12 protein-coding genes are annotated in these 12,194 nt (G+C 31.6%); 10 read left to right on the top strand and 2 right to left on the bottom strand.

Annotation, left to right across the window (positions count from 1 at the left end; translation table 11 throughout):
• Positions 1 to 36: 36 nt before the first annotated feature.
• Positions 37 to 231 carry a DUF378 domain-containing protein gene (locus B5E87_RS00830; protein ID WP_087242987.1) on the bottom strand — a complete coding sequence of 65 codons (195 nt, stop codon included), beginning with the start codon at positions 229 to 231 and terminating at the stop codon, positions 37 to 39.
• 94 nt (positions 232 to 325) lie between these two features.
• Between B5E87_RS00830 and B5E87_RS00825 the strand changes: the two genes are divergently transcribed.
• A complete protein-coding gene (locus B5E87_RS00825; protein ID WP_087242985.1) occupies positions 326 to 1,318 on the top strand; it encodes a LolA family protein in 993 nt (330 codons plus the stop codon).
• 36 nt (positions 1,319 to 1,354) lie between these two features.
• Positions 1,355 to 2,467 carry an alanine racemase gene (gene alr, locus B5E87_RS00820; protein WP_241147097.1) on the top strand — a complete coding sequence of 371 codons (1,113 nt, stop codon included), beginning with the start codon at positions 1,355 to 1,357 and terminating at the stop codon, positions 2,465 to 2,467.
• 247 nt (positions 2,468 to 2,714) lie between these two features.
• On the opposite strand, the gene B5E87_RS00815 is transcribed toward alr, so the two are convergent.
• Positions 2,715 to 3,143 (bottom strand): hypothetical protein, encoded by a 429-nt coding sequence (locus B5E87_RS00815; RefSeq protein WP_087242983.1) that lies wholly within the window; start codon positions 3,141 to 3,143, stop codon positions 2,715 to 2,717.
• A 125-nt stretch (positions 3,144 to 3,268) separates the two neighbouring features.
• On the opposite strand from B5E87_RS00815, the gene B5E87_RS00810 reads away from it, so the two are divergent.
• The 8 genes from B5E87_RS00810 (at position 3,269) to B5E87_RS00780 (ending at position 12,191) form a co-directional block, all read left to right on the top strand.
• Complete coding sequence (locus B5E87_RS00810; protein WP_087242981.1) at positions 3,269 to 3,814, top strand: TetR/AcrR family transcriptional regulator C-terminal domain-containing protein; 546 nt, start codon at positions 3,269 to 3,271, stop codon at positions 3,812 to 3,814.
• Positions 3,815 to 3,992: 178 nt separating this feature from the next.
• Positions 3,993 to 5,138: a lactaldehyde reductase gene (fucO, locus tag B5E87_RS00805; protein ID WP_087242980.1), complete on the top strand. Its 1,146-nt coding sequence runs from the start codon at positions 3,993 to 3,995 to the stop codon at positions 5,136 to 5,138.
• 95 nt (positions 5,139 to 5,233) lie between these two features.
• Positions 5,234 to 5,359 (top strand): hypothetical protein, encoded by a 126-nt coding sequence (locus tag B5E87_RS15510; protein WP_275112283.1) that lies wholly within the window; start codon positions 5,234 to 5,236, stop codon positions 5,357 to 5,359.
• 123 nt (positions 5,360 to 5,482) lie between these two features.
• Positions 5,483 to 6,772: an HlyC/CorC family transporter gene (locus B5E87_RS00800; RefSeq protein WP_087242978.1), complete on the top strand. Its 1,290-nt coding sequence runs from the start codon at positions 5,483 to 5,485 to the stop codon at positions 6,770 to 6,772.
• 33 nt (positions 6,773 to 6,805) lie between these two features.
• Positions 6,806 to 7,624, top strand: a complete 819-nt coding sequence (locus tag B5E87_RS00795) for a YihY/virulence factor BrkB family protein (protein ID WP_087242976.1) — start codon at positions 6,806 to 6,808, stop codon at positions 7,622 to 7,624.
• On the top strand, positions 7,584 to 8,888 hold the full coding sequence (gene rlmD / locus B5E87_RS00790; protein ID WP_087242974.1) for a 23S rRNA (uracil(1939)-C(5))-methyltransferase RlmD: 1,305 nt from the start codon (positions 7,584 to 7,586) through the stop codon (positions 8,886 to 8,888). The genes B5E87_RS00795 and rlmD overlap by 41 nt, the downstream gene beginning before the upstream one ends.
• A 120-nt stretch (positions 8,889 to 9,008) precedes the next feature.
• On the top strand, positions 9,009 to 10,316 hold the full coding sequence (locus B5E87_RS00785) for an RnfABCDGE type electron transport complex subunit C (RefSeq protein ID WP_087242972.1): 1,308 nt from the start codon (positions 9,009 to 9,011) through the stop codon (positions 10,314 to 10,316).
• A 15-nt stretch (positions 10,317 to 10,331) separates the two neighbouring features.
• Positions 10,332 to 12,191, top strand: a complete 1,860-nt coding sequence (locus tag B5E87_RS00780; protein WP_087242970.1) for an RnfABCDGE type electron transport complex subunit D — start codon at positions 10,332 to 10,334, stop codon at positions 12,189 to 12,191.
• The last annotated feature ends 3 nt before the right edge of the window (positions 12,192 to 12,194 follow it).

Here is a 12,194-nt window from a genome sequence, read left to right as displayed (position 1 = left end):
TCTAGAAGTTATACTTCAAACGTTTTGTCTTTTTCTTTATCGATCTAAATCAGTAAATAACAACATAATATTAATAATACCAGCAATTCCTACAATCATATAGATAATGGCACTTAAAAGCGCATCGCCAAAAACAGCTTCTACAAGATTAAAATTAAAGAGGCCAATGAGTCCCCAGTTGATTGCACCAATAATGGTAAAAACTAAAGCAATTTTCTGTATCATATTCATTTTTTCTATCCTCCTAATGATATTATAACCAAACCTCATATCTTTATTCATAAAAACATTGACAAATCATAAGATGTGATGAGGAGGAATAATCATGAATAAAAAAATCATTGCTATTGCAGTGAGTGTGATTGTTGTGATTGTTATAGGTGTAAGCTGGTTTTTTTTGAAATCTACATCACTTAATGATTTGATTGAAGAAGCAAATCGATGTCAAAGTTATCAACTTGTAGGAAATATGGAGATGTTAGAGAATGATGAATTAAAATCTTATCAGGTCACATCAACTTATGCACGTATTGATAAAAAAGATTATTATAAAGTTGAGCTTTACGATAAATCATTAAATCAATCACAAGTGATTGTTAGAAATGATGAAGGTGTGTTTGTCTTAACGCCATCACTGAATCAGGCTTTTCAATTTCAAAGCGAATGGCCTCATAATTCACCTAAACCATACATCTATCAATCACTTGTATCATTTTTAAAAGATAATAAATCTGAAAAAGTAAAAGATGGATATCTGGTTCAAGGTGAAATGACTTATGAAAATGATGAACGTGTTAAAAGTCAGGAAGTGAAGTTTGATAAATCTTTAAAACCAGTATATATTAGTGTGTTTGATCAGGATGGAACAGAAGTTATTAAAGTTGAAGTCACATCTTTTGAAATGAATCAGGATATGAAAAAAGATAGCTTTTTACAAAACAATATCATTAAAGAAACAAAAACAGAATACACAGATAGTGTGGCAGCATCATTACCACTTTATCCAGTCTCTTTAATGGGATCAACACTAGAAAATGAAAAAGTATCTACAATTGATGATGAAATTAATCATATTTTAAAATTTACTGGTGAAAAATCATTTACTATCGTTGAAAAAACATCAAAAGAAAATGATGATTTACAAATTGAAAGTATTGATGGCAATATGATAGATATGATTGATGGAGTAGCTTTTGAAAATGATCAGCAAATGACATATATTTCATCAGGGGTTGTTTGTTCTCTTTATTCTAATGATTTAACATCACAAGAAAAACTCGCTGTTTTATCAAGTATGCAATCATCACAAGTGAAATAGGGGAAAACCCTATTTTTTCTTGAAAAAAAGAGTATGATGGATTATACTAAAACAATGAAAAGGGGTGAAAATGTGATACATTATCGTGATACCTATGCCTGCATTCGTCTAGATTATTTACAGGATAATGTTGAAACATTATATCAAAAAGTACGTAAACCGCTTATGGCCATCATTAAGGCTAACGCTTATGGACACGGTTATCAGCAGGTTGCCAATATTTTAAAGGATAATCCACATATTTCAATGTTTGGTGTTGCAACACTGAAAGAAGCTATTGATTTAAGAAAGATTGGGATTCAACAGGATATACTTGTTTTAGGTGCTATTCCTATTGAAGATTTGGATTTGGTTATTCATTATGATATTACTTTATCGCTATTTTCAAAGGAATATATGGCTGAAATTCAAAAGCTTTATCATCATCATAAACCTGTGAAAGTTCATATTAAAATAGATACTGGAATGAATCGTATTGGTTTGAAATCAAAAGCAGAATTTGAGGACATTTTGGCTTGTTGTCAAAATTCTATGTTTCAGGTTGATGGCGTTTTTACGCATTTTGCAACTGCTGATGATGAGATGCAAAATGATGCTTATGAACAGCAAATTCAGATGTTTTATGATATTATTGGTCAACATTCTTTTCGATATATCCATTGCCAAAATTCAGCTGCTATGATGTATCATCAAGATGACCGCTCTAATTTGGCACGTATTGGTATAGCTATGTATGGCGTTGATCCATCTGGTGAAGAATGTCAAGCACTCAAACAGGTGATGTCTTTATATACACGTGTTTCAATGATAAAACAGGTTAAGAAGGGTGAACGCATTGGCTATGGACTCACATATACAGCTTTAGAAGATGAGTATATAGCCACATTACCTATTGGATATGCTGATGGATTGATTCGTGCGAATCAGGGTAGAGAAGTTTATATAGAGGGACATTATTATCCAATTGTTGGTAGAGTTTGTATGGATCAAATGATGGTTAAGGTCGATCAGAATGTTCATTTACATGATCGTGTGGAAATTTTTGGTGAACATATAACACTGGCTCGTATGGCTAAGGAATTGTCAACAATCCCATATGAAATTGTGTGTTTAGTGAGTGAACGTGTTGAAAGAATTTATAAGAAATAAAAATTCCATTGAAAAATATGATGGAGTTAAGAGTTTGATGATTTTTGAGGAGTATATAAATATGCTCCTCTTTTTTCTATATATGAGATAAGAGACAAAATATTTTTGTATGAAAAATAAAAGGTAAAAAGTCATATCTCAAGTTTGTCATTGTCATGGTCAGTGAGAATACAATAATAAAAACCAGAAGAGAATATCACTTCTGGTTAAAATAGTGTCAACTTCATTTTATAATATTGTTTATTTTTTATTCGAAATTTTCTTTAACGAAATCATATAAAGAATAATATTGATTGTATCCTTCTTTTTTGGCAGTCATCTTTCCATCTTTAATAATAAGAGTTGCTGGATAAGTTACATTTGTATCAAATGTTTTTTCTACATAACTGTCAATATTATCAACTTCAGATGTATCTAGATAATAAAAAGGTGTAGAACGATTTTTGGTTGTATATGTCGTCATGATGTCTTGATAACTGACCATTGTAGAATCAGTTGAATCTCCTAATACAACGACAAAATCTTTTTTATCTTCTATCATTTGAGTTAATCGACTTTCTGATACTGTCTTATAATCTTTAAATGTTGCCTGACGATATATAAAGAGTCCTAAGAATATCAAAAGTACTAATCCAAAGACACTAATTTCTTTTGAAAACTTCTTTATAAAATTCATGTTTGATGCCTCCTAATGTTCATATTCTAACAAATTTCAGGACATATGACAATAAGAAGATTGTGTGAATGTTTGGGCTTGTTTCAAAGTCTTGTTTCTTTTATAATAAAAAAGAGGTGGTCATTATGAACGAACACGATTCAACACGCTATCTTTTTGCACAAAGTATTAAAGATTTAATGGCAAAACAGTCATTAGATAAAATGACTGTTACAGATATTGTGAAACATAGTGGAATGACAAGACAAACTTTTTACCGCTATTTTAAAGATAAATACGATTTGGTTAATTGGTATTTTGAAAAACTGGCTGATAAATCATTTCGACAGATTGGCAATTCTTCAACACTGAGAGAAGGACTGATTAAGAAATTTACTTTTTTACTGAATGATAAAATCTTTTTTATGCAGGCGTTTCAATCTAAGGATTATAATAATGTCGAAAATTATGATTATCAATGTATTTTAGAGTTTTATCAGAATATTATTTATAAAAAAATAGGAAATATTCCTACGGATATTATGTTTTTATTAGAAATGTACTGTCATGGTTCTATCACAATGACAGTGGAATGGGCGATTTCAGGAATGAATAAGACACCTGAAGAAATGGCTGATTTATTAATTCAGGCTTTACCTCCTAAATTAGAACAATTGTTGTCTGATTTATAGTTTTGATGAGCCTATATGAGACATGTTAATAGGTTATGAAAGTGGAGTTCATATCAATATAGAATTCCTGTGAAAATGTTTTATGAAGTAAAGTGACAAACGCTTTCATTTGTCACTTGTTTTTATTTTCACAAGAATGTTAAAATAGAATCAGCAAAATAAAGGAGATGTAATAAAAATGGCAAACAGATTTGTATTAAATGAAACAAGCTATCATGGAAAAGGAGCAATCAATGAAATTGTTACTGAAGCAAAAGCAAGAGGTTTTCAAAAAGCATTGGTTTGTTCTGATCCGGATTTAATTCAATTTGGGGTTACAAAAAAAGTAACAGATTTATTAGACGAAGCAGGATTGGTTTATGAAATTTATTCAGATATTAAAGCTAATCCAACAATTGAAAATGTACAACATGGTGTAGAAGCATTGCATAATGCAAAAGCTGATTATATTATAGCTATTGGTGGTGGATCATCAATGGATACTGCTAAAGCGATTGGAATTATTGATCGTAATCCAGAATTTGAAGATGTAAGAAGCTTAGAAGGTGTTGCTGATACTAAAAATCCATGTACACCAATCTTTGCAGTACCTACAACAGCAGGAACAGCAGCTGAAGTCACTATCAATTATGTTATTACTGATGCACAAAAAGATAGAAAAATGGTATGTGTAGATGTTCATGATATTCCAGTTGTTGCTTTTGTTGATCCTGATATGATGGCAAGCATGCCTAAAGGTTTAACTGCTGCAACAGGTATGGATGCATTGACTCATGCGATTGAAGGATATATTACTAAAGGAGCATGGGAAATGAGTGATATGTTCCATTTAAAAGCAATCGAAATCATTGCGAAAAACTTAAGAGGAGCTGTTGAAAATACACCAGAAGGTAGAGAAGGTATGGCTTTAGGTCAATATATCGCAGGTATGGGATTCTCTAATGTTGGTTTAGGATTGGTTCATAGTATGGCACATCCTCTTGGGGCATTATATGATACACCTCATGGTGTGGCTAATGCGATTATTTTACCAACAGTTATGGCATACAATGCACCATATACTGGTGAAAAATATAAAGATATTGCTGAAGCAATGGGTGTTGATACAACAGGTATGAGCCAAGATGAATATCGTCAGGCTGCAATCAATGCTGTTAAACAATTATCACAAGATGTTGGTATCCCAGCTGATCTTAAAGATATTGTGAAAGTTGAAGATTTAGACTTCTTAAGTGAATCAGCTTTAGCTGATGCATGTTGTCCAGGAAATCCTAGAGATACAAGTGTTGAAGAAATTAAAGCATTATATCAATCTTTATTATAATAATTCACAAAGTACATCTGTCATGGGTGTACTTTTTTTGTTATAATAAAAATGGAGTGTGAAAATAGATGGAAATGATTAACCAAACATTAATAATGTCTTTTTTAGGGATGATTGCAGTTAGCAGTATTGTTTTTCCTATTCTTTTTCTTGTACAAAAACGTAAACAACATCGTGAATGGATGCAGTGGTTAGAGATGAAAGATAAAAATAAATCTTAAGATGGATTTTATTGATAATTTTAAAAATGATATTATACTATAAAGTAGAGGTCGTTTGACAATTCAATGGTTTTATAGTAATATTTAGGAAATTTATGTGATGAGAAGGAGATATGTATCAAAATGGACTCGAGTCAGATAGTCATGATTTTTACTTTTATTGTGCTTATTTCATTATCGGCTCTTTTTTCAATGAGTGAAACAGCATTTATGTCAATCAATAAAATAAGAGTAAAGACATTGGCAGAGGAAAATAATAGGAAAGCGATTCTCATTCGGTCATTATTAGAAGATCAGACACGTTTATTAAGCTCGATATTGGTAGGAAACAATTTAGTTAATATTGCTGCTTCTTCTTTAACGACATCTTTTGTGATTAGTATTTTAGGTAATGAAGGAACGGGTGTTGCACTTGCCACAGGTGTTGTGACTTTAATTATATTAATTTTTGGTGAGATTACGCCTAAATCTCTAGCTACGCAAAATGCTGAATCTATTGCTTTTGGAGTATGTCGTTTCATTAAGTTTATCGTTATTATCTTTACTCCTGTTGTGGCTATTTTAAATATTGTTTCAGGCTTTTTTGTTCGTCTTTTTGGTGGCGATGCTAACAAAGGTCCAACAATGACAGAAGAAGATTTAAAAACCATCGTTACTGTTTCTCATGAAGAAGGCGTTTTGGAAGATGAAGAAAAAGAAATGATTCATAATGTGTTTGAATTTGGTGATACTGAAATTAAAGAAGTCATGACCCCAAGAATTCATGTTGAAAGTATTTCTGATGATACGACTTATGATGAAATCATTTTAGCTTTTAGAGAATCTCAATTTTCAAGATTACCTGTTCATAATGATTCATATGATGAAATTATAGGTGTATTATATATTAAAGACTTGTTTTTATATGATGTTCACCGTGAAGATTTTGATGTAACAAAAATCATGCGTGATACTTATTTTGTTTATGAATTCAATCAGATTTCTGATGTTTTTGAAGCTATGCGAAAAGATCATGTGTCATTAGCGGTCGTATTAGACGAATATGGTGTCATGAGTGGAATTGTAACTTTAGAAGATATTGTAGAAGAAATCGTTGGCGAAATTGATGATGAATATGATGAAGTTGAACAGTCCATTGTTGATTTGGGTCAAGGTGAATATCTCATTGATGGAAGTTTGAATATTGATGAGGTTAATGATGTTTGTGAAACATCATTTGATTCAGAAGATTTTGAGTCTATTGGTGGTTTGGTTTTAGGACAGTGTAATGGAAGTCCTGAAATCAATCAGGAAATCATTATTGATTCGGTTATATTTACAATCAAAGAAATTGATAAGAATAGAATTGTATTGTTGCATTTAAAAAAGGGATTTGAAAATGAAGACGAGAAAGGGGAGGAAAAACAAAGTTAATGTTTTTCCTCTCTTATTGGTGGGAGGCCATTTATGAGAGAATTCTATGAGCGATGTACAATTATATATGATGATTATCGTACTGCTATACCATCGTATGCAGCTGCGGCCTTATCTTTTTATCTTCTGTTGCTGTTAATACCAGCATTTACATTGATTGCAATAGGAACATCACTGTTTAATATTGATATGACTATTTTACAGAATATCATTGAACAATTTGTAGTCAAAGAATATGCACAAATGCTGATAGATATTTTACAGTCACGTTCTTTTAATACTGTTGCCTTTGTCACAATCCTTGTATCTATTTATACAGTATCAAGAGGTGTTGGTAACATATATGAAATTAGTAAACGTATGTATCACCCAGAAACAGAAGAAACTATTTTAGGGTATTATATATATACAATTAAAGTAACAATTTATCTGTTATTGTTATTGATTGGTGTCATCGCAATCACAGCAATTGGCCCTTTAGCGTATATTTTTAATTTTTTATATTCTTATGCGGGTATTCGTCATATTTTATTATATGCTTTGATTTGTTTTTGTTTGACGGGCATTTATATGATTGTACCAAGAATGAAAATTCATTATAGCGATGCTTTTCAAGGGGCATTGGTTGCCAGTGTATTACTATTGATATTATACTATGCATTGAGTTTTTATTTTCAAATTGCTGATTATCAGTCCGTATATGGACCATTGGCTTCTATTGTGATTGTTTTGTTTGTTTTTAACTGGACTGCCGAATTTTTCTATGTTGGCATGTATATTACAAATATATTATATTTCAGGAGGATCTCTGATGAGAAAAGAAAGAGTAGAAATAAAGAAATTGGGAATTAATGGTGAAGGAATAGGGTATATTGAAAAAAAGATATGCTTTATTCAAGATGCTTTGCCAGGTGAAATTGTAGATGTTGAAATCATTGAAAGAACACGTCAATTTACAAAGGGAAAAGTTGTCAGATATATTCAAAAGTCACCATATCGACAACCATCGGTTTGTAAAGAGTACACAAATTGTCAAGGCTGCGCTTTAACAACGCTTGAATATTCAAAACATTTATCATTTAAAAAAGGATTATTGAAAGATGCCTTAAAGAAATACACACATTTTGATGTAGAACGTTTACCTATTCAAAAAACAATAAAAGCACCTGAAACTTTACATTATCGTCAAGTTGTGTCTTTGCCTATAACATATTTTAAAGGAAAAGTACATGCTGGAATTTTTCAGCGTGAAACAAAATATTTAACTTTAATGAATCAATGTTCAATGCAAGATTCCTTGATCAATACATGTATTCAAAAAATTGAAGATATTTTAAATGAACATCATGTCAGAGATTATAACGATAAAGTTAAAAAAGGTTTACGCTTTATGCGTATGCGAAATATTGATGGACAAATTCAAGTTTTATTTGTGACTGGACAGGATGGCATGAAACAGGAAGTCATCAATGATATTAGTCAAATTCCTGAAGTGAAAAGTATCTGGTATACAATCAATACAACACGATATCAGCAATTTGAAATGCAAGGATATAAAAAGGCTTATGGACAATCTTATTTGCCATTCCATTGTTTTGATCAGAAGTATTTATATTCGATAAAATCTGAATTTCCTGTTTATCCTCAAATGGAAAAAATAAAACTTGATACAATTCGTTCTTTATTATCTGAAGATTCAAAGATTTTATCATTGAATTGTGGAATAGGTTTATTAGAACTTTCTTTAAAACAAAATATTGTTGCTGTTGATGAAAAGAATTATCATATTCATGATGCAAAAGAAAATGCAAAATTCTTGGTTAAAGATAATGTTCAATGGATTTGTCAAAATGTTCATGAAGCATGTATTCAACAATGCAAGAAGAATCATTTTGATGAAGTGATTGTAAGAAGTTCTGAATTAAGTGATGCTTTTAAACAAAGTTTTATCTTATCAAAAATAAAACATATTATATATGTCAGTGATCACCCATCTTCTTTAGCGAAAGATTTAGAAGAATTGGATAAATATTATCGTATAGAAAAGATCATTCCTATAGATACATATCCATATTCTGCCAAATTTGATACAGTGGTTAGTCTGATTAGAAAATAGTTTCCTTTTATGGGAAACTTTTTTTTGTGAACATTTTGTGAACATAGGATATAATTCTATTTCCAAATACATAAAAAAATGCTATACTATACTAGTATTTTAAAGATATGGAGGGATATAATGTCAATTTTATCTGGAAAAGGAAAAGTAAAGTTAGATGGCCAAAAAGGCTTAACTAAAGATAAACCTATTTTGACTATCGAAACACCTGACGTTATTTATGTTCCCCTTGTTTTAGGAGTTGCAACAGATTTTGATGTTCATGTTAAAGAAGGAGATCATGTCTGCATTGGAACAAAATTGGCAACACGTAAAAGTATGTACGTTCCAATTTATTCTCCAGTTTCTGGAACAGTTAAGGGAATAGAAAAACGTATGCATGCTTCAAAGCGTTTACAAAATCATATTGTGATTGAAAATGATCATAAAGATGAAAGAGTAAAAGCATATGAAGTCAGTGATCCTGATCATATGAGTCAGGAAGATATTATTAAAGCCATTAAAGAATTGGGAATTGTTGGATTAGGTGGTTCTGGATTCCCAACATATGTTAAATATGAAAATGTTCAAAACATTGAAACAATTTTAATTAATGGTGTAGAATGTGAACCATTCTTAACAAGTGATCATGTCGCTATGAAAAGAGATATTAAAGCACTTTTTGATGGGACACATTATTTAATTCAAGCTGCGGGAGCTAAAAAAGCCATTATTGCTATTAAGGAACATAAACCTGATTTAATGGAACTCTTAGTAGAAGAAGCTAAAAACTATGATAACATCGAACCACGTGAAGTTCCTGATCGCTATCCTATGGGATGGGAAAGAGTATTGATTCGTACAGTCTTTAAAAAGGAATATGATCGTTTACCTGCTGAAATAGGTGTTATTGTCAATAACTCATCAACAGCAATTGCTGTTTCTAAAGGAATTCGTCAAGGTGAAGCAATTACACGTCGTGTTGTGACATTCTCTGGAAATGGTTTGAAAGAACCACAAAATGTTGATGTCGCAATTGGAACACCAGTTAATTATATTGTTGAAAAAATTGGTGGATATATTGATGAAGATTGTGATGGATTCTTAGTTGGTGGTGGACCAATGATGGGAAAATCTGTTATGAATGATACATTTGTAATCTATTCTCATAACAATGCCATTACAGTTATGAAAAAAGAAAATATTCAACCATTACCATGTTTAAAATGTGGTGAATGTACATTGCACTGTCCAATGCATTTGCAACCTGTACGTATTATGCAGGCAGAAAAGGCAGCCAATGTTGAACTTATTGAAAAATTAGATACATCTCGTTGTGTTGAATGTGGTATGTGTACATATATTTGTCCAAGTAAGATTGAAGTGACAGATATGGTCGCAAAAGCAAAACGTCGTTACCAGTTAGCACAAAGAAAAAAGAATGCGTAGGGAGGGTGAAGATTAATGAAAATTACTTTACAAAGAACATCACCAAATTATAGACAAAAGCTCTCTACACATCGTATTATGAGAGATTTGACAATTGGTCTTTTGGTGCTAGTTGCTTATTCTTTATATTATTATTACTATAACTTTACAACAAATGATCCATTGATGCATGTTGCATTGATGTATATTGTTTCTTTAGTTGTTGCGATTGCAACTGAAGCTGTATGGGCACTTATTCATAAAGAAAAAGTTCTCACTTATTTGAAAAATAGTTTTGCATGGGTAACAGCTATTATCTTTACATTAACATTGCCAGCTGGAACACCTTTATATGTGACAGCTATTGGTTCATTTATTGCTATATTCTTTGGTAAATTGGTTTATGGTGGTTTTGGACACAATATCTTCAATCCAGCTTTAGTTGGTCGTGTTGTTGTACATTTGGCTTATGGTGCAGAACTGATTGCAAATATTCCTGATACTGTAAATGGTATTGATATTGCAACAAAAGCAACACCAACAACAATGTTGGCTGGAACTTCATGGCTAGGTGGAGAAAGCTTCTCTTATACTTTAGGTGATTTATTCTTCGGTAATCATACTGGTGCTTTAGGAGAAACTTGTATTGTATTGATTTTCATTGTTGGAATTATATTAGCTATCAGAAAAGTTTATGATGCGAGAATTCCAGTTGCTTATATGGGAACAATCTTAGTTTTAGCTGAAGTGTTTGCTTTAGTGAATGGATTAGATCCTATAAGTTATCCATTAATTCATTTCTGTTTAGGTGGAGCAATGTTTGGGGCTGTCTTTATGGCAACGGACCCAGTTACATCACCATCTAGTCCGTTAGGAAAGATTATTTATGGTATTTGTTTAGGATTTTTAACAATGATTATTCGTTTAAAAGCGAATTATCCTGAAGGTGTATTATTCTCAATTTTAATGATGAATATGTTAACACCATTAATTGACTCATTTGTTTTAGGTAGAACTGACCAAAATGTTGGTAAACAATGGGCTGCTATTGGTATTAGCTTAGTTGTAGCTGTTGCATGTGTCTTTGGTATCAGCACAGGTATTAAAAATGATGTTGCTGCAGCTGAACAAGAAGCATTAGAAGCTCAAAAAGCAAAAGAGGAAGAAGAAAAGAAAAAGGCTGAAGAAGAAGCTAATAAAGTTCAATGGACATATCTTGAAACAACTGATGATGGATATGTCATGCAAGTTAATGGATTTGGTGGAAGTGCTAATCCAATGAAAGTGGCAGTTAAAATTGATGGTGATACAGTTGAATCTGTTAAAGTTCTTGAATACGCTGGTGAAACAGGTGGATACGGAAAAGATTTAATCGAATCAGGAACAGGTGGAAATTTAAATGAAAAAGCCAAAACTTTCTATGATCAAGTGTTAAATGGTAGTCTTTCTACAAGTGATGTTGATGGTATTGATACATCAACAGGTGCGACAGTCACTTCAAAAGGAATTGTTAATGCTATAAAAGGTGCGATTGAACAAGCTCAAAAAGCACCGGTTGTTGATGGTGATACTTATACATATACTTTAACAGCAAAAGGATTCGGTGGAGATGCTAATCCAATGACAGTTAAAGTTTCTGTGAATAAAGCAAATGAAACTGTCACAAAAGTAGAAGTTGTTGAATACGCTGGAGAAACAGGTGGATTTGGAAAAGATTTAATTGAATCAGGTGCTGGTGGAAGTTTAAATGAAAAAGCGAAAACTTTCCATGATAATGTTTTAAATGGCGAAACTAAATGGGCTGATGTTTCTGGAATTGATACATCAACAGGAGCAACAGTTACAACAAAAGGAATTGTCAATGCTATTCAGGAAGCTATTGATCAAACAAAGTAGGAG

The sequence above is a fragment of the Massilimicrobiota sp. An142 genome (genome assembly GCF_002160725.1).
Classification (GTDB): domain Bacteria; phylum Bacillota_I; class Bacilli_A; order Erysipelotrichales; family Coprobacillaceae; genus Allocoprobacillus; species Allocoprobacillus merdigallinarum.
The sequence above is the reverse complement of the archived record's forward strand: the minus strand, read 5'-3'. Positions and strand labels throughout refer to the sequence as shown.